The organism is Paenibacillus radicis (ex Xue et al. 2023), assembly GCF_024722015.1.
Lineage (GTDB): Bacteria > Bacillota > Bacilli > Paenibacillales > NBRC-103111 > Paenibacillus_S.
This window is the reverse complement of the sequence record NZ_JANQBD010000023.1, coordinates 117,185-140,095: the sequence shown is the minus strand read 5'-3', so window position 1 is coordinate 140,095 and position 22,911 is coordinate 117,185. Positions and strand designations below refer to the sequence as shown.

General features: G+C 44.3%; 24 protein-coding genes. 19 read left to right on the top strand and 5 right to left on the bottom strand.

Features of this window, described 5'->3' with window-relative positions; all coding sequences use genetic code 11:
- Window positions 1–72: 72 nt before the first annotated feature.
- The 4 genes from NV381_RS27725 (at window position 73) to NV381_RS27710 (ending at window position 1,731) form a co-directional block, all read left to right on the top strand.
- Window positions 73–342, top strand: coding sequence for a YlaH-like family protein (locus tag NV381_RS27725; RefSeq protein WP_258216542.1), 270 nt, complete (start codon window positions 73–75; stop codon window positions 340–342).
- A 19-nt stretch (window positions 343–361) separates the two neighbouring features.
- On the top strand, window positions 362–814 hold the full coding sequence (locus NV381_RS27720) for a hypothetical protein (protein ID WP_258216541.1): 453 nt from the start codon (window positions 362–364) through the stop codon (window positions 812–814).
- 2 nt (window positions 815–816) lie between these two features.
- Window positions 817–1,092 carry a hypothetical protein gene (locus NV381_RS27715; protein WP_258216540.1) on the top strand — a complete coding sequence of 92 codons (276 nt, stop codon included), beginning with the start codon at window positions 817–819 and terminating at the stop codon, window positions 1,090–1,092.
- 186 nt (window positions 1,093–1,278) lie between these two features.
- A complete protein-coding gene (locus NV381_RS27710; protein WP_258216539.1) occupies window positions 1,279–1,731 on the top strand; it encodes a pyridoxamine 5'-phosphate oxidase family protein in 453 nt (150 codons plus the stop codon).
- A 49-nt stretch (window positions 1,732–1,780) separates the two neighbouring features.
- On the opposite strand, the gene NV381_RS27705 is transcribed toward NV381_RS27710, so the two are convergent.
- Window positions 1,781–2,320: a YhcN/YlaJ family sporulation lipoprotein gene (locus tag NV381_RS27705; RefSeq protein WP_258216538.1), complete on the bottom strand. Its 540-nt coding sequence runs from the start codon at window positions 2,318–2,320 to the stop codon at window positions 1,781–1,783.
- Window positions 2,321–2,425: 105 nt separating this feature from the next.
- Here NV381_RS27705 and NV381_RS27700 point away from each other — a divergent pair, with 105 nt between their 5' ends.
- Window positions 2,426–3,757 carry a PhoH family protein gene (locus NV381_RS27700; protein WP_258216537.1) on the top strand — a complete coding sequence of 444 codons (1,332 nt, stop codon included), beginning with the start codon at window positions 2,426–2,428 and terminating at the stop codon, window positions 3,755–3,757.
- 128 nt (window positions 3,758–3,885) lie between these two features.
- Here the strand turns inward: NV381_RS27700 and NV381_RS27695 are convergent, their stop codons facing one another.
- The 3 genes from NV381_RS27695 to NV381_RS27685 form a co-directional block, all read right to left on the bottom strand.
- Window positions 3,886–4,386, bottom strand: coding sequence for a hypothetical protein (locus tag NV381_RS27695; RefSeq protein ID WP_258216536.1), 501 nt, complete (start codon window positions 4,384–4,386; stop codon window positions 3,886–3,888).
- Between the two features lie 52 nt (window positions 4,387–4,438).
- The gene (locus tag NV381_RS27690; protein ID WP_258216535.1) at window positions 4,439–5,536 is read right to left on the bottom strand and encodes a hypothetical protein; all 1,098 of its coding nucleotides are present in this window, start codon (window positions 5,534–5,536) and stop codon (window positions 4,439–4,441) included.
- A 144-nt stretch (window positions 5,537–5,680) separates the two neighbouring features.
- Window positions 5,681–6,661, bottom strand: coding sequence for a hypothetical protein (locus tag NV381_RS27685; RefSeq protein ID WP_258216534.1), 981 nt, complete (start codon window positions 6,659–6,661; stop codon window positions 5,681–5,683).
- Window positions 6,662–6,840: 179 nt separating this feature from the next.
- Between NV381_RS27685 and NV381_RS27680 the strand changes: the two genes are divergently transcribed.
- Entirely contained in the window at window positions 6,841–7,959 is a 1,119-nt protein-coding gene (locus tag NV381_RS27680; protein WP_258216533.1) for a class I SAM-dependent methyltransferase, read from the top strand.
- Window positions 7,960–7,992: 33 nt separating this feature from the next.
- On the opposite strand, the gene NV381_RS27675 is transcribed toward NV381_RS27680, so the two are convergent.
- Entirely contained in the window at window positions 7,993–8,223 is a 231-nt protein-coding gene (locus NV381_RS27675) for a DUF2626 domain-containing protein (RefSeq protein ID WP_171653617.1), read from the bottom strand.
- Window positions 8,224–8,576: 353 nt separating this feature from the next.
- Here NV381_RS27675 and NV381_RS27670 point away from each other — a divergent pair, with 353 nt between their 5' ends.
- The 13 genes from NV381_RS27670 to mraZ all read left to right on the top strand — a co-directional run bounded on the left by NV381_RS27670 (window position 8,577) and on the right by mraZ (window position 22,904).
- Window positions 8,577–9,224: an RsfA family transcriptional regulator gene (locus NV381_RS27670; RefSeq protein WP_258216532.1), complete on the top strand. Its 648-nt coding sequence runs from the start codon at window positions 8,577–8,579 to the stop codon at window positions 9,222–9,224.
- Between the two features lie 1,063 nt (window positions 9,225–10,287).
- Window positions 10,288–11,289 carry a ketopantoate reductase family protein gene (locus NV381_RS27665; RefSeq protein ID WP_258216531.1) on the top strand — a complete coding sequence of 334 codons (1,002 nt, stop codon included), beginning with the start codon at window positions 10,288–10,290 and terminating at the stop codon, window positions 11,287–11,289.
- 19 nt (window positions 11,290–11,308) lie between these two features.
- Window positions 11,309–11,704, top strand: coding sequence for a DUF3397 domain-containing protein (locus NV381_RS27660; RefSeq protein ID WP_258216530.1), 396 nt, complete (start codon window positions 11,309–11,311; stop codon window positions 11,702–11,704).
- Window positions 11,705–11,723: 19 nt separating this feature from the next.
- Complete coding sequence (locus tag NV381_RS27655) at window positions 11,724–12,002, top strand: late competence development ComFB family protein (RefSeq protein ID WP_258216529.1); 279 nt, start codon at window positions 11,724–11,726, stop codon at window positions 12,000–12,002.
- A gap of 251 nt (window positions 12,003–12,253) precedes the next feature.
- Entirely contained in the window at window positions 12,254–13,912 is a 1,659-nt protein-coding gene (locus NV381_RS27650) for a peptide ABC transporter substrate-binding protein (RefSeq protein WP_258216528.1), read from the top strand.
- Between the two features lie 103 nt (window positions 13,913–14,015).
- On the top strand, window positions 14,016–14,951 hold the full coding sequence (locus tag NV381_RS27645; RefSeq protein ID WP_258216527.1) for an ABC transporter permease: 936 nt from the start codon (window positions 14,016–14,018) through the stop codon (window positions 14,949–14,951).
- On the top strand, window positions 14,951–15,865 hold the full coding sequence (locus tag NV381_RS27640) for an ABC transporter permease (RefSeq protein WP_258216526.1): 915 nt from the start codon (window positions 14,951–14,953) through the stop codon (window positions 15,863–15,865). Before NV381_RS27645 ends, NV381_RS27640 begins: the two co-directional genes overlap by 1 nt.
- 115 nt (window positions 15,866–15,980) lie before the next feature.
- Window positions 15,981–17,006 (top strand): ABC transporter ATP-binding protein, encoded by a 1,026-nt coding sequence (locus NV381_RS27635; protein WP_258216525.1) that lies wholly within the window; start codon window positions 15,981–15,983, stop codon window positions 17,004–17,006.
- Entirely contained in the window at window positions 17,003–17,962 is a 960-nt protein-coding gene (locus tag NV381_RS27630; RefSeq protein WP_258216524.1) for an ABC transporter ATP-binding protein, read from the top strand. The genes NV381_RS27635 and NV381_RS27630 overlap by 4 nt, the downstream gene beginning before the upstream one ends.
- 148 nt (window positions 17,963–18,110) lie before the next feature.
- Window positions 18,111–19,751 carry a bacillithiol biosynthesis cysteine-adding enzyme BshC gene (gene bshC, locus NV381_RS27625; RefSeq protein ID WP_258216523.1) on the top strand — a complete coding sequence of 547 codons (1,641 nt, stop codon included), beginning with the start codon at window positions 18,111–18,113 and terminating at the stop codon, window positions 19,749–19,751.
- Window positions 19,752–19,807: 56 nt separating this feature from the next.
- The gene (locus NV381_RS27620) at window positions 19,808–21,070 is read left to right on the top strand and encodes an adenosylhomocysteinase (RefSeq protein ID WP_258216522.1); all 1,263 of its coding nucleotides are present in this window, start codon (window positions 19,808–19,810) and stop codon (window positions 21,068–21,070) included.
- Between the two features lie 178 nt (window positions 21,071–21,248).
- The gene (locus NV381_RS27615) at window positions 21,249–22,355 is read left to right on the top strand and encodes a DUF4349 domain-containing protein (RefSeq protein WP_258216521.1); all 1,107 of its coding nucleotides are present in this window, start codon (window positions 21,249–21,251) and stop codon (window positions 22,353–22,355) included.
- Window positions 22,356–22,466: 111 nt separating this feature from the next.
- The gene (gene mraZ / locus NV381_RS27610) at window positions 22,467–22,904 is read left to right on the top strand and encodes a division/cell wall cluster transcriptional repressor MraZ (RefSeq protein WP_258216558.1); all 438 of its coding nucleotides are present in this window, start codon (window positions 22,467–22,469) and stop codon (window positions 22,902–22,904) included.
- Window positions 22,905–22,911 lie beyond the last annotated feature (7 nt).

Below are 22,911 nucleotides of genomic sequence, written 5' to 3'. Positions count from 1 at the left end.
TTTACCGGAAAGCTCTGATGATTCAGAGCTTTCTTTTTAAAATTATTATGTAATCGCAGGAGGTTACTTATTATGACCGAATGGTTTCGCGCCCATCCGTATATTGCTTATTTAATCATATTTGTATTAATTACATATGTTTATAATAAAGTTTTTAAAATGCGCAAGCTTCCTATATTGAAGGAAGCAGTCGTTTATTTGCTGCTTGGAGTAGGTGCATTTATGCTTCTTCTGTTTCAATTAGGAGCGTTGCCCATTATCCCGAGCTTGGCCGTAGCGGTTGCTCTGATGTTAATGGTAAGAATTCGATACTTCTTTCAGGAGCGGACCAATAGAAAGTAAAGAAGGTTGAGGTGAACCTGTGAGCAGTCTTTGGCTAACACCTATCGTTATTGATGAAAAGGAACAAATGGTTACTTTATTAAAGGATCGATTGGAGCTGCGGCCTGCGGAGATAGCAGACCGTTTTCTTGCATTGCTCAAGTCGGTTCACCCCCGCTTGCTTGTGACCTTCAAAGCAAACTTAATGCTCAGCGAAGAGTTTGAATTAGCCTGTGGTGTTGATGAATTGCCGTTCGAGCTGGCAAGCGAGGGGCCGGTTGTCTTTGGACAAGGGGGACTGGAGCTATCTCATTGTGCACAAGCTTATTTGGACAGGCTCCCAGCTGTTAAAGAAATGGATGATTGGCTCAATATTGCCGCGGCTAAGATTGCTGATACAAGAGAAGACGATATTATTCATCAATGGGTTCATACGATGGTTAGGTGGCATAAGCAAGGATATGCCGTCACTCTGCTTAAGGAGGAGAATTAATAGTGAGGCTTGAGGATGCCCTTTTTAACTGGTTGCAAATCAAGATAGTAGCTGAGGCTAGACAAGATGATCATGCCGCAGAAGAAACCAGACTTTTTTTTGAAGAGATTATACGTGATGATCATGCGGTGACAAGTTTTGAAACAACCGAGGATGAGACCATGGTTCATATTCATTATGAAGTTGAGGGCAAGCGAAAAAGGCTTATGTTTGATAAAGAATCTGTAGAGCAGCTGCTTCATGATATTAATTCCAATCCAAAGTATAACAATCAATGACAATTGACATAACTAGCTGAATAATCAATAAAATATAGTATCAGCAATGGAAGGGAGTGGCTTAAGTCATACATATGTCTATAGGATGGACATCCACAACTGTCTGTGGTTGCAGAAACATACCTGTGTTATAATATAGTCATCGACACAGTACTATTCAAAGAAAATAACGCAGGAGGGGTAGCCATGGCAGAAACGATCACACTACTGCCGGAGCCATTATTTGCAGCATTGCAAAAGGATTCATTTGCGCTTTTAAGCACAATTGATTTCGAATCCGGGGCACCAAGCATGAATGCCATCTCCTGGCTCTACGCCAAGGAATCGGGCACCATTCGCTTTGCTGTGGACCAGCGTTCACGCATTGTGAGCAATATTAAACAAAACCCGCAATTGAATCTTACCTTTGTTGGAGCAGGGTCGGTTCATGCCATTTATGGCAATGGTCGACTAGTTACGGATGCGCTTGAAGGCGTGCCGTTTAAACTGGCTTGCTTTGATATTGATATCTCAGTAGTGAGAGATGCGATGTTCTATGGAGCGCGTATTTCCTCTGCCCCAGAATATGAGAAAACTTATGACAAGCGTGCAGCTGAAAAGCTGGATACGCAAGTTTTTGAAGCCATGAAGAAAGCCTAGAATGTTTTTGGATTCTAGGCTTTTTCTCCATATCGAAAATTGTCAATCGTTATAGGTTAGCATTAGGCATTTGTGGCTCTTTAGCGGAGGGGGCTGGTTCAACATCTCGCGGCATTTGAGGAATGATTCGTCCTATAATTTCCGACATTTCCTCTGCAAAACCTCTAAACGGTCTGCCATTACGTATATTATCTCTTACTTTACCAATTCTTGCTGCAAGATCAATATCCGCCGTCACAATAGCGTCAACGCCGTAAGGATCTTTCTTCAACGCTTCTGCTACTGAGAGCTTAATAGTCCCTACTTTGGCACGGTCCATTTCTGGAGGCAAATTGATCCCAACTACCGCTGTGTTACCGAAAACGACGCATTTGGCGCTTTCTACCTGTGGTATGCTGGTGGCTATTTGCTCCAAACGTTCAGAGACGGCCCGAGAATCGATAATTTCTTTTTTCTGAGGTGCCGTTTGTTGGACCTTAATTTGTCGATTTGCATCATTTGTCGGAGAGGGGGAAGCTCCATTCTTTGGTGATTGGGTACAACCTACCAAGACGAACAACAGCAGGAAACAGTAGACAAATATTCTCATAATTGATCGTTCCTTTCTATCCCTTAATTGCTTTGGTTAGTTTGTCCTTGACTGTGTATTCCTATGTATAGCGACAGCCAAACACCAAACCTGGGAGGGACTCATATGAAAAAAATCTTTGTACTGGATACTAACGTGCTCTTACAGGACCCGAATGCGATTTACGCTTTTGAGGATAATGAGGTGGTCATACCTGCTATTGTGCTGGAGGAAATTGACAATAAAAAGCGCAATGCGGATGAACTCGGTCGCAACGCCAGACAAATCTCACGGATGATGGATGGTTTGCGAAACCAAGGCAGATTGTTTGAGGGAATTGATCTGCCGAATGGCGGCAGGCTCAAGGTTGAATTGAATCACCGAAGCTTTGCGAAGCTTCAAGAAACGTTTGCTGAGGGAACTAATGATAACCGTATTTTGGCGGTAGCACTTAATTATCATATGGAAGAACAGGAAAATCCGAATCCAAGACCTGTTGTGATGGTAAGTAAAGATACGCTTGTCAGAATCAAGGCGGATGTGCTTGGTTTGACAGCTCAGGATTATTTAACCGACCGGATTGTCAATATGCCGGATATGTATATGGGTTATTTAACCATTCACGCCCATCCTTCCGTAATTGACGAATTTTACACTTACCGGTATTTAAACGTTAACTCGCTTCATCTGGCTTACCCGCTAAATCCTCATGAGTTTGTTATTCTCAAGGATGAGATGGGGACGTCCAAATCGGCCTTGCTTAAGGTAAATGCGGATGGCAAGAAGCTTGAGCCTTTATTCCTTAGCAATGATCCTATATGGGGAATCGGGGCCCGGAATGCACAACAGCGTATGGCGCTAGAGCTGCTGCTCAATGATGAAATTCCCATCGTGACTTTGACAGGGAAAGCAGGTACAGGGAAAACTCTGCTAACCTTGGCAGCCGGTTTATTGAAGGTGGAAGACGAGCGGAAATATAAAAAGCTGTTGATTGCCCGGCCTGTTGTACCAATGGGGAAAGATATTGGCTACTTGCCGGGGGAAAAAGAAGAGAAGCTGCGTCCTTGGATGCAGCCAATCTATGATAATCTTGAATATTTATTTGATACAAAGAAGGCCGGAGATATTGAAAAAATATTGGCAGGTCTAGGCAGTATTCAGGTTGAGGCTCTCACCTATATAAGAGGTCGCTCCATACCGGGGCAATTTATCATTATTGACGAGGCTCAAAACTTATCGAAGCATGAAGTTAAAACGATCGTATCAAGGGTTGGCGAGGGAAGTAAAATTGTGCTGCTGGGCGATCCGGAACAAATTGATCACCCTTATCTGGATGCTTCCAGCAATGGTTTGACCTATGTTGTAGAGCGATTCAAGGCTCAAAACATCAGTGGGCACATTACGTTGGAGCGTGGTGAACGTTCACATCTGGCACAGCTCGCGGCAGATTTGTTGTAGCTTTTATAAAAAGCGCAGCAGTAAGGGGATGAACCCTTTCTGCTGCGCTTTTTTTGACCATGCTGATTGCCTAACGTGGTTATTACATAAAAGGACTTGTCGGATGATACATAGGGGCTTAGAAAGGCTTACAGGGGCTTAGGAAAGGGGCGAAGCTCACAATTATAAGCTTGAGCAATGCGTTTCATTAGTTCTTCAAATTGCAGGTCGACAATATAAATGACTTCTTCTTGCGGAATGGAAGCAAGTAAATGCTCCTCGAATTGCTGAAGCGCTTGAATTGGCTCTGCTGCCGGCTCTACATGATGAAGAGTAAATAAGTAGACCGACTCGGCGTAAACATAGCTGAGTCCGGAACGGCTGACGAAACCGTAATCTGTGAAATCAGGCCGCGCAGATACTGTTGCCGGAAGGAGCAGTAAATCCATGTTTTCATAAGGGATTTTATATTGTTGCATAATAGGGTAAGCCATTTCTCGCTCACCAAGGGAATCGAAAATAAGCAATTCTTTGTCGCGATCGAATAAGGGGGCTTTTGCTGCTAATGCCTTTACAATTTGAGCATAAAAGCCGGGCAGCTTGCCATCCGGCATGTCCATTAACAGAGCTGGTTTAAGAGCAATAGTCATTTTTCAATTCTCCATTGTCTGATATTTTTTACTAGAATGGATACTGCGAATATTATAAAGCCAGCTTCAGCATTAAGCTGAGCTTGCCTTCTTCGAGCTTAACGCCAGTTACGAGTAAAAAAGAAGCTATCGATTGCGGATAAATCCCCAAATCGATTTCCTTTTCCATAGCATCTATAGTAGTTGCCGGTAGATCAAAGCCATTGAATTGAAGCTGTTCGATACGAAAACGCACGAAGGTTTTTCCCTTAGGTTCGTCTTTTACGGCTAATTCATACTTACCTTTAATGAGGACCTCCATCCCGTCCTGTGTACCCGTTGTTATGACTTGAGAGTCAGTGAATCGAAAGGTCATATTTCGAAACAGCTCATTTTTGCTTCGTAAGAAGCTGTTTAGTTCTTGATCGGTAATTTGAAATGTATATTGAAATCCATTAACAATTAAATGGTTGTTCTTACCGTCTTTAGAATCGGAAATAATTTCGGGAAGCTGCTTCATAGCTTGCGCCAATGCTTGAAAGTACATTTTAAAAAGCGGTATGCCTTTATTTTGCCATTGAACGGTCAGATTCGTCATCTGCTGCAATATTTCGGCTGCCTCGGAATGTTTGGCCACATCTTCATCAAGCTGCTTCTGAAGAAGAATTAATTTCTCTCGCTGGGCTATATAACGATCTTTTGTTTGAAGCAGGGCAGTCTTGGAAGTGGTGAGCGATTTAGAAAGCTCCTGAAGCTGCTTTTGATTATCCGTATACCGCTTCAACGATTCACGATCATTACGGACGATCATCTGTAAATAATCAAAAGTTGTAAGAGCGTCCTTGAAGGAGGAAATAGAAAACAAGAGCATCCAGAGTGAATCTCGATCTCCCATATAGTAAGCCCTCAGCACCTTTGCTGCATGGCGCTTAGTATCTACTGAGAGGGCTTGTTGAGCTTTGAGCTCCTGCTCGGCAGAAGCAAGCTGAAGAATAAGGCTTTTCTCCTGCTTCTCAATTCGAGCCAGCTCTTGATCCACTTCGAATACAGTAAGACTCTTTTGCAGCAGCAGCTTAGTTTCTTCCGTACTGGCAGCGAAAGCAGGCTGGTAGTGGTATAGTCCAATGGCAAGACAAAGGATGAGACAAATGGCTTGTTGAAAAGGTCTCATCAGAATAGGTTCCTCCTAAGTGAACGGCTATAACAGATATAAGATAACATTATCACAATTTTATGATAATAATGAAAAAAAATACTTCTTCGCAAGAAGAAGTATTTTTAAAATTCAAGAACAGAGTCTCTTACGGCCCGAGGTTTAGTTGGCTTTCTTCACAGCAGGTGCCTGCTTGGTAAGCTTCAGCAGCTCATCGAGTGATTTCTGCTTAGCGGGGATGTCTTTTGTGAATGCCGGATTTTTATTAATCTCGGTTAGGGATTGGGTCCAGATGATACGATTATCGTTGGTGCTTCCGTTAGCTGTGAAACTTAAGCTCCATTTCTGCTCATGAATATACCCGTCATTATCAATTAGCATGTCTATGGTTGTAGGTGCTTTAAATTTCATTTGCTTCAATGCGGATTGCCATGAATCCAGCGAGGCGCCGGAAGCCAAGCCATTAGTCTTCAACAGCTCTAACAGTCCTGGGAGTGATTGATCCCAATAATCAGCAAACGCTTTTTCATTCTTGGAGTTGATATCAAGCGTAATACGTTTGGCGGCTGTACCATCGGATAATGTGACGGGTTCCTTGGTAGACTGCAGCCAATTTGCATCAACACCATTTAATAGCTGTTGATTAAGAGCGGCGGACAAATGTCCTGTGTTTTTTAAAGGCTCCGGATTACTGGAAGATGAAGCTGGGTTCTGCTTCGCCTGGATGGGCAGCATCATATATTCGTCATCTTTATTTAAAGCTGGCATATGGAAAAACAATTTGCTATCTTTAATGAGGACAGGAATGTCAATGACGCTTCCCCCGGCAGGTGTCACTTTAAGATTGGTTTCCAACTGGGAGGTCGGTTCAAGAGCGCTTATACCTGTATATTCGATTTTACTGTCCTTTAGTATAGCGAATAGAGCGGCGGCAAAGGGATTGGCTTGTCCAAGCAATGCTGCGTCTGCTTTCAGCTCAATTGATCCGGTGAAACGATAGTTTTTGATTTCCTCTTGCTTGTTGACAGCTTGAAGTAGGTCCGCTTTGATTTGCTTATAATCGGTACAGCCTGTTACAAACAATACCAAGGCAGCGGATAATAGTGATGCTCGTGCGGTAAATTTCCATTTGCTTACTGCCACAGCTTTGTTCGGCTCCTTCCAAATTTACAGTATACGTATGTTTACTGAGTTGGTCGTTCCAACACTCCATCTATTATAACGAGAACATACGGCTTTGTCTTTAGTGAAAAGGAAGCATCTTAAACACATACGGTGATTAAACTATCAATACGCATATATAAGGAAGGCGGGTAGACAGAGTGCAGGAGGATACAACTTTAGTCGGAATAATACGTCGTAATATTGAAAATAGCTCCGGGCTTGCCATTCCATTTCGGGATTACATGGAGCTCTGCTTGTATCATTCTGAGAACGGCTATTATATGAATAATAAAGATAAGATAGGCCGTAACGGCGATTTTTACACCAGCGCAGCTATCGGGGGCTTGTTTGGAGAAGTGCTGGCAAACTATATGGCTAGTCAGGCAGGGCAATCGCCCCCAGAACAACCGCTAATAGTAGTGGAATATGGGGGCGGCACCGGTCAGCTGGCCAGACAGCTGCTTGACGAGCTAAAGGCAAGTGCTGAGACGCTCTACAAGCGATTGACTTACATTTCCGTGGAAGCAAGCCCTCATCATCGTGCAATACAGGAGGATAGGCTTGCTGAACATACGGAAAAGGTTCAATGGATGACAGAGCAGGAATGGTTGGGATTGGGTCCATGGGACCATGTTATTGTATTCTCCAATGAACTTTTGGATGCATTCCCGGTACACAGGGTGCGGGTTTTGCAAGGAAAGCCCTATGAACTATACGTTGAGTGGGATGAGGAAAAGGGCTGCTTCCGTGATAAACTTCTGCCGCTGTCAGAAGGGCCAGTGTTGGATTATATAAGTAATCAGGGAGTAGAGCTGCAGGAAGGGCAGCAGCTTGAAGTAAATTTGGAGGCCATTGCTTGGATTCATCGGATCGGTCATTCGATTAGACAAGGGCAGTTGGTGACAATAGATTATGGGGACCGCTCAGATGAAATCTATGCTGCACATCGAATGAATGGAACATTGATATCTTATCGCAAGCATATGGCTCAGGATAATCCTTATATGTATCCAGGGGAACAAGATATTACGTCACATGTTAATTTCAGCAGCTTAATTAATGCAGGAACTGCAGCAGGGCTGAAGCAAGTGCAGTTTATAACACAAAAGCAGTTTCTGGTAGAAAACGGATTGCTGCAAAAGCTTCAGGACACCGCGTCGCCTGATCCTTTCAGTCCGGAAGCTAGACGGAATCGAGCGGTTAGGCAGCTGCTGCTGAGTGATCAGATGAGCGAGCTGTTTAAGGTGTTGATACAAAAAAAAGGTGAGCTGCCCTAGGCAGCTCACCTTTTTTGCAAACCATTTTGAATATTATACGGACATTTTGAAGAAAGACCAGTATGTAAAACCGGTGAACGAGAGAAACATGTACCCCCAAAAAAGCAATATGTAGGTACGCTCGGTTAATTTCAAATATCCTAATAGTACGAAGATAGCTGTTTGGGCAAAAAAGAGCATAGCCATCGGTATCATTTCACCGGCCAATGCCATTAACCCTATAACTAGCGTCCAAAAGCCAAGAACGCGAAACATGCGATCCATTTCCGAACCCCCTCTCTGCCTGCACTACTTTACTATTGACCATTATACCTGTTGCAACATGCACTGTAAATGTCAAATCCGTGACGAAATTCATACATTTTGCGACTGTTTTCAAATGTCTTATTACAAACTAATAAAATTAACCTTCAACGCTTTCTTTTGTAGGTTGCCCTATTGTCTAATAAAGCATGTATGAGTCAATTGAAAAATGGCAATACAAAATAGTAGAAAACGATTCTATGAACTCTACTATGGGCATAATGATTAAGTAACGCAACATTCCATGCCTTACTTTCGATAGATGAATGGATGAGGACAACTGATTACCCAGGGGTTAGGAGGACTGCTATTGTATGACAGCCATAAGACAAGATGCTTGGAGCGATGAGGACGATTTAATTTTAGCGGAGGTGACCCTACGGCATATTCGTGAAGGCAGTACACAATTATCTGCTTTTGAAGAGGTAGGCGAAAAAATAGGTAGAACTGCAGCTGCTTGCGGGTTTCGATGGAATAGCTTTGTGCGTAAAAAATATGACACTGCGATTCAAATTGCTAAGGCACAGCGTCAGAAACGGAATCAACAAAAAAAGCATTCCGCATTTGCAGCCGTATCGGGTAACGTCTCGGTGCTTGAGAGTGTGGAGACTAGCAAGTTGAATGATTCGTTCTCTGAGGAGTCTATCTCCATCGATGCTGTCATTCGTTTTCTTCGTCAATGGAAAGGCAACTATCACGAGATGTCCCGCCATGTCCGTCACTTGGAGAAGGAATTAAATGAAAAGCAAGAGGAGCTAGACCGCCTGCGAGGCGAAAATGATGTTTTAAACAAGCAGGTCAATGAAGTGGAAACAGATTATCGTGTTGTTAATGATGATTATAAAGCGCTTATTCAAATTATGGATCGAGCTCGTAAGCTTGCTTTTCTCGTTGAGGAAGAGGATGAAAACAAGCCGAGATTTAAAATGGATGCGAATGGCAACTTAGAAAGAATAGATTAAGAGAAGCTCTGCAGGCATTTAGCCTGCAGAGCTTTTTATTTGCCGAAGGAGTTCTTTACGCACTAAGTATGAAGCAGGGGTACCCTTTTTAAGCTTTCAACCATATTTGAATTATTAAAATCTTTATGTAACCAATGATCGGATGAGTTCCTTTATATATTCGGAAGCTGGAAGCAGCTATGTGCCTTGAAAGGTCCTGAATGGAACAGAAAATTCCGTTATTTAATCTGCCGCTTCCAATTTTAGGCCATAGCGGAAGTCGGATTTCCTCTATGTGGGGCGAATGATGAATACTATGCACAAAAGCGAGAGATAACGGAATTAGTTCTTCCGCTATCTCTGTGTTTTTTGTGCTTTCCATATTATAGCGGAACGATTACGTCCGCTAATGCTTCGACTCATTCATATTAGTCGCCACTAAAGAAAAGCGCTTGATATGTTCACTTAAATAACCGGTTCTAGGAGTTGCAGGTTTCGTTAATATCGGCGCACAGACGTTCACTTTCCGATGTGATATCAGCCCCATCCTTAATCGCTTCCTATGTGGTTATAGGGATGGGGGGATCCTGAGGTGCCGCCGCAGTTTAGGTGCGAAGCATGTGATGGAGAGATGTACCCGGAGTATACTACCAAGGGGTACATGGCTATGAATACCGCCTGAGCGATAGGTTAGGAGCAGCAAAGAAAGAGGTAGCATAAGGCAGCAAAGTAGAACCGTAAGAGGGAACGGGTGTGGGATGGAGGAGTGATAGCGTCCGCCCTGGTCGTCACCTCCAGTGACTGCTCGGGTATGCAACCTACCTTTGAAGCTCGTGATCCAACCGCTGCAAGCCATAAATTCAAAGGGAACACGACTTCAACAGCGGCCGGAATCCCATACCCGATTCCCTCCCAACGCAGAAACGTAAATCGTACACCGAGGACCTGGCCATCGGCCAGGGTTTTCTTATTATCCCGAAGGAGTAAGTTTCAGCAGAGCTGAGCCATAAGGAATAATGCTTTCTAATGTGTCCCGCTGTTTTGTATACTAGGAGAAAGAACAGTTGTGAAATGGAGATACCAAATGAAAATAAGAGTTATTGGAGCCGGGGCAATGGGGATGCTGGTTGCCTCCAGGTTGATTAGGGTCAGCGCTGAGGTTGAACTTGTTACCAGAACAAGCGAACAGGCTCAGCTTATTCGTGAGCAGGGACTTCTTCTAACGACAGGGATAGGGACAAGCCCTTCGAATAACAATGAGAGGGATACCTTCAAGATATCGCCGAGAGTGTTTTCCTTTGAGGAAGCAACGGCTTACGCAATAACTGATATAGAGACGAGCGAGCTGCCGGATATAGTTCTGCTTATGATGAAGCAAACGTCAATTACCGGGGAGTTGGCTTCTGCAATCCAATTGCAGCTAAGGAAGCCTACTTCGCGGCTCGTTTGCTTTCAGAACGGAATAGGGCATATAGAGCTGCTGCAGCGGTATATTCCCCAAGAACAGCTGCTTATAGCTGTGACAACAGAAGGCGCATTGAAGCATTCGCCGCGTCATGTGGAGCATACAGGAAGAGGAATGACCTGGGTTGGCGATGATTCTAATGGAATACGTACGAAAAATGACAAAGGTTTAGTCAAAAACTTTAAAAACCTTTTGAATAATGCAGGATTCACGGTGAATTTGTCGAACAACATCACTAGTAAAGTTTGGAATAAGCTTCTGATCAATTCAGTAATCAATCCTATTACCTCGATTCTGCAAGTCCGCAACGGTCAGCTGACGGATCTTCCTGCATCTTATGCACTCATGCGCTCACTATTTGATGAAGGAGTCGTGTTAGCGGACAAGCTTGGTATTGAGCTCGCTAACGATCTTTGGGAGCAGCTGCTGGAAGTTTGCAGAAAAACCGCTAATAACCAATCTTCGATGCTGCAGGATGTGCTGTCTCAAAGACGGACTGAAAACGAGGCGATCACGGGTGGCTTGTTAGCTAAAGCGCGGGAAACAGAGGTTGAAATGCCTACTCACAACACCATGTATCTTTTACTCCAATCCATTGAGCAACAATGGGAAACAATATAAGATAAAGCAGGTGGTCTGCTTGAATGGTTTTATATCCGTACTAAATACGATTTATACATTTTTAGCGCTAGTACCGTTTGTGTCTTTTTTTGCTGCGTGGGGTATTGTTTATTGGGTTACTGGAGATAAGAAGCGGGCTACTCATTTTGCTATTGATATAACAACCTTGTTTTTAATCGGCTCTGTTTCACTGATGACCCGTCAGTTGTTCGGCACTGGATTTGGGCTGTGGTTTGTTTTGCTGCTCTTTTTGATCGCGGGTGGTCTTATTGGCAATATGCAGAACCGTATGAAGGGAAAAATCAATTTTTATAAAATCATTAAAAGCCTGCTAAGGCTGGGATTCGTTGTTTTATCCGCGTGCTATGTTCTGCTGCTCTTCATTGGCATAGGCAAATATATTATTTCAAGCTAAAGGGGATTATTGGATTATTATGAATGTACATAATTTAATGGAAGATATTGTGAAAAGCTGCTTGAAGGATTTGTTGCAGCACCAGACTCATCTAAGAGAGTTGGATGAGAAGCTGCAAGGCGATATTATTGCGATTGCCTTAAACCAACTCCCACCCAAATATGTATCTACAGACCGAGGTGAGGTGTTTGCAAAAACGCAGCTTCGTTCCCAGGTTGAAACGGATGTATACAGGGAACTGGCTAATGCTATTGAAAAAGTTTTGAACTCCAGCCGTCCTTCTGAATTGGAAAAATGAACGAATAATATTTTGAAATTATGGGAGCCTATGTATAGGCTCTTTTTTTTATATGTCCATGTAGAGGGATTGTCAAATAATAACACTAGAAATAATTGACCAATGGTTGTATAGTACTTCTTTGGAAAGCGATTTCACATTGGTTTCTATTTTTCGACCTAATAATAGCAAGATGTTATCTTCACATACTCATTAATGGAGAATGTTGAATTTACCATATAATTACATATCGATCTGGGAGGGTACATTTAATGAAGTTTAACAAATTGCTAGTTCTGACTGCAGTAACAGCGATGCTAGGTACCGCTGTTGTTGGTTGTTCAAGCAACAGTCAAAATAATGCAGGGGGCACCGATGGCAATAAAGCTCCTGCGCAGGAGATCAGAATTAATCTTAAGGCGGAGCCGCCTGCATTGGATAGCTCGATTGCAACAACTAATCCGACTTTTACCATTATCAATGCTATTAATGAAGGGCTATTTCGTTTGGATGCCGAAGGTAAGCCGCAGCCTGCTCTTGCTAAAGCATTGCCAACGATATCTGCAGATGGTTTGGTTTATACGATTGCACTACGCGACGGTTTAACTTGGGCTGATGGCTCACCTTTGACGGCGGGTGATTTCGAGTTTGCTTACAAGCGTACGTTAGACCCGGCAACAAAAGCGAAATACGCTTCTATGCTGGCTTGGATTAAAGGTGGTGCCGATATGATCAAAGCCAAACCGGAAGAGCTTGAAGCGAAGAAGGCAGCCCTTGGCGTTAAAGCAAAGGACGATAAGACTTTAGAAATTACTTTGGAAACGCCGAAAGCTTTTTTTACAGACCAGCTTTCGATGCCGATCTTTTTCCCGCAAAAGCCTGATTTCGTAAAAGCCCAAGGCGATAAGTACGGTGCAGATGCCGATAAGGTCATTGGAGCAGGTCCCTTTAAGTTGGAAAAATGGGATCACGAGCAGCAGCTTGTTATGGTCAAAAATGATAAATATTGGGATGCAGCGAATGTGAAGCTGACGAAAGTTACCGTAAATGTTGTGAAAGAGACAAGCACATCCTTAAATATGTACGAAACGAATCAGGTGGACCTGACGGAGCTGGTAGGCGATCAATTTAAAATGTACCAAGGGAAGCCCGATCTTGCTCTGAAAAAAGAGTTCGTATCCTCCTATGTGATGTTCCAGGTTAAAAAGGTACCGGCTTTTGCTAATGCGAAGGTTCGTCAAGCTCTAGGTATGGCTATTGATCGAAATGCTTTGAATGAAGTTGTGCTTGGAGGATCTTCAATCCCTTCTACGGGGCTGGTTCCAGGAACGGTATTGGATGGTAATAAGCAGGAATTCCGCAAGGTAGCCGGCGATACACAACCTAAGTTTGATGCTGCAAAAGCAAAATCATTGTTAGCGGAAGGTTTGGCAGAGTTGAAATTGACAGCATTGCCTCCATTTAAACTGACTTCCGATGATACAGATACCTCCAAGAAGACAATCGAATTTATTCAAGCTCAATGGAAGCAAAATTTAGGTGTAAATGTAACAGGCGAACCGCTGCCATTTGCACTGCGAGTGAAAAATATGCAAGAGGGTAACTTTGATACACTTATTGGTCTGTGGGGCGCAGATTATAACGATCCAATGACGTTTCTTGATATGTGGCTCTCTGACAACAAATCATTCAACTATATGCAATACGAGAGCAAGGCTTATGATGATTTAGTTAGAGGTGCGGACAAAGAACTCGATCTAGCCAAACGTTCCAAAATGCTGGTTGATGCCGAGAAGCTCCTAATGAGCGATGGACCTTTGTCTCCGCTTTACTTCCGTACCAGACCTTATGCAAAGCGGACAAGTGTTGAAGGCTTACTCTTGCCGGCTATGTCCAAGGAATGGGAACTGAAGTGGGTTTCGATTAAGTAATAGAGCAGCAGTGAGTTTGTTAAACTAAGTAGATCAGGCCGTTCTTTATTTTAATGGAACGGCCCTCCTTTTCTAATTCAATTCAATTATTGGGAGGTGTGCGATGCTTCGCTATATTTTGCGCCGTCTTATCTATATGGTTATAACCTTGTGGTTGATTGTCAGCTTTACGTTTGTTTTGATGAAAAATTTGCCGGGTGATCCGTTCGGTGAGGAATCGCTTAAGCTTACCGTTGAGCAAAAAAAGCTGCTATACGCACAATATGGTTTGGACAAGCCGGTTTGGGAGCAATATTTGAAATATATGAACAATGTGATTCACGGGGATCTGGGTGTTTCTTATGCATTTCCTACCCGCAAAGTCACAGATATTATTGCACAGGGGTTTCCAGCATCACTTGAATTGGGGCTCTGGGCTCTTGTTATCGCCATTATTGTCGGTCTTATTTTAGGGATCATAGCTTCCTTAAACCACAATAAAGGATGGGACATCGCGGCTATGTTTACTGCAATCGCAGGAATATCTATCCCCTCATTTGTTTTGGGGCCTCTGCTCTCCTATTATATTGGCGTAAAACTGGGTTGGCTGCCCGCCGGAATGTGGACGGGTGCTTCAAGCAGGGTGTTGCCTTCTATTGCGTTATCGCTAGGAACAATAGCCATCTTAGCCCGTTTAATGCGTACTTCGATGCTGGATGTTTTGAATCTGGATTACATTAAAACCGCCAAATCGAAGGGATTGTCGCAAAGGGCCATTGTTGTGAGACATACTCTTCGCAATGCCATTCTACCGGTTGTTACAGTGCTTGGTCCTGTATTTGTTAATTTAATTACGGGTACGCTTGTAGTAGAGCAAATCTTTGTTGTGCCTGGGCTTGGGAAGCATTTTGTGCAATCGATTTACTCCAATGACTATACGATGATTACGGGATTAACTATCTTTTACTCGTTTCTCCTTGTTGTCGTCTTGTTTTTAACGGATATTTTGTACGGTTTAGTGGATCCTCGTATCCGGTTGGCTAAAGGGGGCAGTAAATAATGCACGTCTCAAAAGAGCAATTCCAACCTATCTCCAAAGAGGGAGTTGGTCATGAGGTCATTGTCCGCCCTTCGATGACCTATTGGCAGGATGCATGGAGAAGACTAAAGAAAAATAAGTTGGCGATGTTCGGTTTGATTGTAATGATTGTTCTGGCTGTGCTAGCGATCTTCGGGCCAATAGTTACCCAGCATGATTATGCAACTCAAAATTATGATATCAAAAATCAGCCTCCTTCTTCGCTGCATTGGTTCGGAACCGATGATTTTGGACGAGATTTGTGGGTACGCGTATGGTGGGGGACTCGGATATCATTGGCTATTGGGCTAACGGCCGCATTGCTTGATCTGGTCTTTGGTGTATTGTACGGGGGGATCTCTGCTTACTATGGAGGCCGAATTGATGACATTATGCAGAGATTCATCGAAATCATCTACTCGATTCCTTTTTTATTAATTTCCATTCTGTTGATCATAGTGATTGGGCCTGGTTTTATGACAATTATTATCGCTTATGCGATTACAGGATGGGTGCCCATGGCTCGGCTTGTTCGAGGACAAATTTTGACGCTTAAGGAACAGGAGTATGTGCTCGCGGCGAGAACGCTTGGCGCTGGGGGTTCGCGAATTATTCTAAAACATCTTGTGCCTAATGCGCTTGGTTTGATTATCGTGCAAATAACGTTTATTGTACCATCGGCTATTTTCACAGAAGCTTTTCTAAGCTTTATCGGATTAGGGATCAGGGTGCCGCTGGCCTCACTTGGTGCACTTCTGTCAGATGGAGCAAGCGCCATACGCTATTACCCTTACCGCGTTATTTTTCCGACTGTTGTATTTAGTTTTATATTGATGAGCTTTAACCTGCTTGGGGATGGATTGCGCGATGCACTTGATCCGAAAATGCGGAAGTAACACTATAACAACTCAGCTAATGCTTGTGAGGCTAGATTTTGCTAAAACAGAAGCTCGGTTAATGCAAACGATGTAAGCTTTTACTGGTGTAAAAGCTCTTAGGAGGTGCCAAATCATGAGTAAACATATATTGCAGGTCAAAGATCTGCGTGTGTCTTTCAACACCTATGCCGGAGAGGTTCAAGCGGTGCGTGGCGTTTCCTTTGATCTTAAGAAAGGGGAAGTGCTCGCGATCGTAGGTGAATCAGGCTGCGGGAAGTCCGTTACTGCACAGACTATCATGAGGCTTATCCCAACTCCGCCCAGCGTAATCAAAGGCGGTTCCATTAAATTTGATGAAAAGATGGAAATTACCCGTTGCTCTAATAAAGAAATGGAGTCCATACGCGGCTCGGAGATGGGAATGATCTTTCAAGATCCAATGACATCGCTCAATCCTACGATGACAGTAGGCAAGCAAATCACGGAAGGCTTAATGAAACATGAGAAGATCAGCACTTCCGAGGCTAGAAAACGTGCTGTCGAAATTTTGAAGCAGGTGGGCATGTCCAATCCTGAGGGCCGAATGAATCAATATCCGCATGAATTTTCGGGCGGGATGCGTCAGCGTGTGATGATCGCCATTGCACTGGCTTGCAGTCCTAAGCTGCTAATCGCGGATGAACCAACGACGGCTCTTGATGTGACCATTCAAGCGCAGATTATTGATTTAATGAAGAAGCTGTCCGAAGAAACGGATGCTTCTATTATTGTCATCACTCACGATCTGGGCGTCGTGGCGGAAATGGCGCAGCAAGTTATCGTTATGTATGCGGGAAAAGTGGCGGAGCGGGGGACGGTCAACGAGCTGTTCTACAGACCTCAGCATCCTTATACTTGGGGGCTTCTCCGCTCTGTACCAAGGCTGGATCAGGATACGGACAGCGAGCTGGTTCCGATTCCGGGAAGTCCGCCTGATTTATTCGCTCCTCCCAAGGGCTGCGCATTTGCTGCCCGTTGTCCATATGCGATGCAGGTTTGCCTGGACATTGATCCGGAGCACTTCGTCGTTTCGGAGACTCATTCAGCTGCCTGTTGGCTGCTGCATCACGATGCTCCGGAAGTCGAAAGGCCTATAGAAGCGGGAGGTGTTTCCCGATGAGTAAACAACCGATATTGGAAGTGCGGAATTTGCAAAAGCATTTCAATTTGGGTGGAGGAAAAATATTAAAAGCCGTTGACGATTTGAATTTTACAATCGACCGCGGCGAAACCTTTGGCTTGGTAGGGGAATCAGGCTGTGGGAAATCGACGGCAGGTCGAACCATTATACGGTTATATGAAGCAACCTCCGGCGAGGTGCTATTCAACGGCGAGAATGTCCATGAGCTTCGCGGACGAAAGCTTCAAGAGTTTCGTCGTCATATGCAAATGGTATTCCAGGATCCTTATGCATCGTTAAACCCGCGAATGACTGTTGGCAATATCATTGCTGAAGGTATCGATATTCATAATCTACTCAGCAGCAGTAAACGTAAGGAAAGAGTATATGAGCTGCTTAGGGATGTAGGATTAAATGAGGAGCATGCAAGCCGCTTCCCTCATGAATTTTCCGGGGGTCAACGTCAACGGATTGGAATTGCCCGCGCATTAGCTATCGAGCCGCAATTCATTATTGCTGATGAGCCGATATCCGCATTGGATGTCTCGGTACAGGCGCAGGTTGTTAATTTATTCAAGAAGCTGCAAAAAGATCGCGGACTCACTTATCTGTTTATTGCACATGATTTGGCGATGGTGAAACATATATCCGACCGGATTGGCGTTATGTATTTGGGCAAGCTTGTTGAGGTAACAACCTCGCAAGAGCTTTATGCGGAGCCGCTCCATCCATACACGCAATCGTTGCTGTCGGCGATTCCGATCCCGGATCCTGAGCTTGAACGGACTCGTGAACGTATTATTCTCGAAGGCGAAATCCCGAGCCCATTGAACCCGCCAAGCGGCTGTCCGTTTCGAACGCGCTGTCCGAAGGTTATGCCGCAATGTGCAGAATCGATGCCGCCGTTTATTGAAGCACAACCCAATCATTATGTAGCCTGCCATTTATATAACTGATTAAGAGCTATAATAGAGAGTACAGGCATTTTACACAGCTGTACTCTTTTTTTATATGAAAATCAGGGAATGCCTTTTGACGATTTCCTCTAACATGTGTACAATCATAAGGGTAGTTATTTTACTAAAAAAAAGCGAGGCGGCTTCCATGTTGAAAGTAGAATCGATTCATTGGAAATCCAGCCAGCCTTTGACAGAGGATTATATTCGTCATTATGAATTGGTTGAAGCCTTGTTTGATTATAATCCATGGGATGCATCCTCTTGGGAAGAACGTGCGGGATGGTTGGACAACGAGCGTCAATTGAGTGCCGACCGAGGAGAACTGGCAGCGGCTTTATCTCTGTACAATAAGGAGATAGGCAATGCTCCGGAGGCTTTACAATCTATCAGCCTGCTTAATAATGAGCGGACGCTTTGTATCGTAGGCGGCCAACAGGCCGGATTGTTTACGGGACAGGCACTGGTTATTTATAAAGCCGTTACACTCATCCGCACTGCAAAAGATGCTTCTGCCAGGTTGGGGCGTCCTGTCGTGCCTGTTTTCTGGATTGCTGGCGAGGACCATGATTTTGATGAAGTGAATCATATGTATTACTTGTCACAGGATGCGCAGGTCAATAAAATTAAGTTAGAGCATCCTAGCGGTGTTCGAAGCTCTGTAAGCCAGCTATTGATATCCGGGAAGCAGTGGGAAGAAGCTTTGGAGCAGCTGGACGCTTCGTTGATTCCAACTGAATTCAAGGCAGAGTGGATGAGCTCCCTTCGGACCATTGCTTCTAAATCCCGAAGCCTGGTTGACTTTTTTGCCAGGATGATGGCGAAGCTGTTCGGTTCACATGGACTAGTCGTAATGAACTCCGATGATCCGAACCTGCGGCGTTTGGAATCCTCCATGTTCCGCAAGCTGTTGGAGGAGCATGAGGCTATACAGGCTGCTGTACATAAGGGGAAAGAAAAAGTTGAATCACAGGGGTATTCATCCCAAGTTGAACTACAGGAGCGCAATGCCAATTTATTCGTCATTGACGGCGATGAGCGAATTCTGCTGTATGCCGATGAAGCCTCAGATGGCTTTACCGACCGCAAGCGGGAGCGAAGCTATTCGCGTAAGCAATTGTTAGATTGGGCAGAGTCAGCGCCTGAACGTTTAAGCAATAATGTAATGACGCGTCCGCTGATGCAGGATTTTTTATTTCCTGTGCTTGGGACTGTGCTTGGGCCGGGTGAGGTGGCTTATTGGGCTTTGACACGTGAAGCCTTCCGCCATATAGGGATGAAGATGCCTGTCGTTGTGCCCCGAATGGAGTTTACTCTACTCGAAGGCATAGTTCAGAAGAACATGGTCAAATACGGCCTGTCATTGGAGGATGTCCTGTATCGCTTGGAGGAAAAGCAGCAGGAATGGCTTCGGGAGCAGGACGCTCTGAAGCTCGATGAAAAGTTTGGTCGTGTCAAGGAGCAATTTAAAGACAGCTACCAGCCCTTGGTGGAGCTGATCTCAGGTATCAATGCCGGGCTTGGCAAGCTGGGCGAGACGAATATGGGGAAAATTCTTGAGCAGATTGATTTTCTTGAGAATAAGGCTGCGGATGCCGTGCGCACTCAGTTTGACTCATCGCTTCGCCAGTTCCAGCGAATAGGGTTGTCCGTATTGCCTTTGGACAAGCCTCAGGAGAGAGTGTATAATATACTAGCCTATTTAAACAAATATGGAACAGGTTGGTTATACGAGCTTTTGGACGGCGAGCTAGAACCGGATGGGATGCATAAGGTCATTTATTTGTGATTCAACGGACGGGAACGTCCATTCATTTAAATACATATCTATAGGAGGATTTTTACATGAATACAAAAGAACGCAGCATTGTCGCTGACTTGTCATTGGCGCCAGAAGGTCACTTGAAAATTGAATGGGTTAATGCCCATATGCCGGTTTTGAACCGTATTCGTGAGCAATTCGAAAAAGAACAGCCTTTCAAAGGGCTAAAAGTAGCTATCTCGCTCCACTTGGAAGCGAAGACAGCTTACTTGGCCAAAGTAATTAAGGCCGGTGGAGCTGAGGTTGCTATCTGCGGAAGTAATCCTTTGTCCACACAAGACGATGTTTGTGCCGCATTGGTAGAGGATGGAATCACGGTGTTTGCTAAATATAACCCTGATCCGCAAGAGTATAAGGAATTGCTTATTAAAACATTGGAAACCGAGCCGGATTTGATTATTGACGATGGCGGCGATCTGGTTTCTGCCTTGCATTCGGAACGTAAAGATTTGCTTAAAAATGTACGTGGCGGAGCTGAAGAAACGACCACTGGCATTTTGCGCTTGAAGGCTATGGAAAAAGACGGCTCCCTGCAGTTCCCGATGGTTGCTGTAAATGATGCATTTTGCAAATATTTGTTCGATAACCGTTATGGTACTGGGCAATCGGTTTGGGATGGCATCAACCGTACAACGAATCTTGTTGTTGCTGGTAAAACGGTCGTTGTTGTCGGCTACGGCTGGTGCGGTAAAGGTGTGGCCATGCGTGCGAAGGGCCTTGGTGCCAATGTTATCGTAACTGAAATCGACGCTATTAAAGGCGTTGAGGCTTACATGGACGGTTTCGCAGTAATGTCGATGAAGGAAGCTGCAAAGGTTGGCGATTTCTTCGTAACCGTAACGGGTAACCGTGATGTCATTCGTGGTGAGCATTATGAAGTAATGAAAGATGGAGCTATTCTATCTAATGCAGGTCACTTTGACGTGGAAGTCAATAAACCGGAGCTTGATGCGCTATCCGTCTCGAAACGTACAGTTCGTCGTAATATTGAAGAATACCAGCTCAAAGACGGACGCAAATTTTATTTGATCGCAGAAGGGCGTCTTGTTAATTTGGCGGCAGGAGATGGACATCCGGCTGAAATTATGGATATGACCTTTGCCTTGCAGGCAATGTCTTTGAAATATGTTAATGACAATTACAATGAGATTGGCAAAAAAGTTGTAAACGTGCCTTACTCATTAGATGAGCAGGTAGCTCGCTTTAAGCTGGAATCCCTCGGTACTTCAATCGATTCCTTAAGCGATGAGCAAAAATCTTATTTGGACAGCTGGACTGAACATTAATAATCGGTAAATGGAGAACCTTTCCCTGATATGACAGGGGAGGGTTCTTTATTTGTTAATTGTTAATATCATGCAACATCCCCATATTTTCACTCGTTTAGATAGTAGTGCAATGACAAAGTTGTCTATGCGCTTGCTGCACGAGTATGATTCCAAAATTTAAATTGGGGGAATCCGAATGAAACATGTGGGGGTCGTAGCAGGAAAAACGACAAAAAGAGAGAGACAGAGGCTGCAAAGAAATCTGAATGGCCTTGCTATGCTTGCATTGTTGGCAGTGGTTTTATCCGGTTGTGGAGCTATATCGTCATCCAACAAGGATGCGGCTGCAACGAGTTCAGCTCCTATGGCAGAAACGGCTATGATGGATCAGAAGAATAGCATAAGTAATGAGGCTGCGCAGGGAAACTCGGCTCCACAAGCAGCGGGTTCCTTGGCCAAATCGGAAAGCCTGTCGACCGGATCCAAGCCTGCTGACAGCTTTAATGGCGGGATATCGGCAGAGCCAAGCGCGGTTGACCGTAAAATTATTTACAAAGCCAATCTAACCATGCAGGTGGAGAAGTACGCGGAGGCACAAGCGAAGATCGAAGAGGCGGTAAGCCGGTCGGGCGGTTATGTTTTGCAGTTTAGCGAGAATGAGACCTCCTACGAAAAAAGTGGGAGTTTTAGTATTAAGGTTCCCGCAAGCGGCTTCGGTTCTTTGTTAAGTCAAATCGAGAAAATAAGCCCGTCCGTTAAGAAAAATATGCAGGGGCAGGACGTTTCTGAGGAGTTTGTAGACTTGACCTCCAGACTTAAGGCGAAGCAGGTTGTGGAAAGCCGGTTGATCGTATTTATGGAAAAGGCTGTGAAAACCGATGAGCTGCTAGCCTTTTCCAATGAGCTGGGCAAGGTTCAAGAGGAGATTGAACGGATCAAAGGACGTATGAGGTATTTGGAGCAAAATGTAGCCTATTCAACGATTGAAGTTAGAATGGCACAGAAGCTGGGCACAGCCGCAGTTATACAGGCGAATGACCGCGGGCCATTGTTCCAACGCGCGGCAGAAGCGCTTAATGGCAGTGCAACGGTGCTTTCTGTCATTTTTCAATGGCTAGTCGTAATAGTTGCCGCTGTGCTGCCTGTTGCTCTCGTTCTGAGCATAATTGGCATCCCCATTTGGCTGCTTCGGCGGTCGAAAAAGAAAAAGCTGGTCGAACTTCGTAAAAAGCTGACAGCGGAAAATAGCGAATCGTTAACTACAATGTCAGATAATCCTTCTTCAAACGATAGAGCTGAATAATTATTTTTCGGAAATCCTGCTAAAAAGCAGGATTTTTCTGTTTTGTGGAGAATTTATTCTATACAAGTGGTGGGAAGTGGGGTAAAGTGGTGAAAAGGGGTGAAGATTCTTATGTTCATGGGCGAATACCAGCACAGCATCGACGATAAAGGACGTATGATTGTGCCGGCTAAGTTTCGTGAATCTCTAGGAACATCCTTCATCGTGACCCGCGGTTTAGATCAATGTTTATTTGTTTACCCCATGGAAGAATGGGCAGTATTGGAGCAGAAGCTGAAGGCTCTGCCCCTGATGAAATCGGACGCTCGGGCGTTTACACGCTTCTTTTTCTCCGGTGCAACAGAGTGTGAACTAGATAAGCAGGGCAGGATGAATTTGCCGAATAACCTCATTGAGCACGCTAAGTTGGAAAAGGACTGCATTGTTATTGGTGTTTCTAATCGGGTTGAGATTTGGAGCAAGCAAATGTGGGAATCCTATTCCCTACAATCGGAAGAATCGTTTAACGAAATTGCCGAAAAGCTTGTTGATTTTAACTTTGATCTATAGAGAAGCA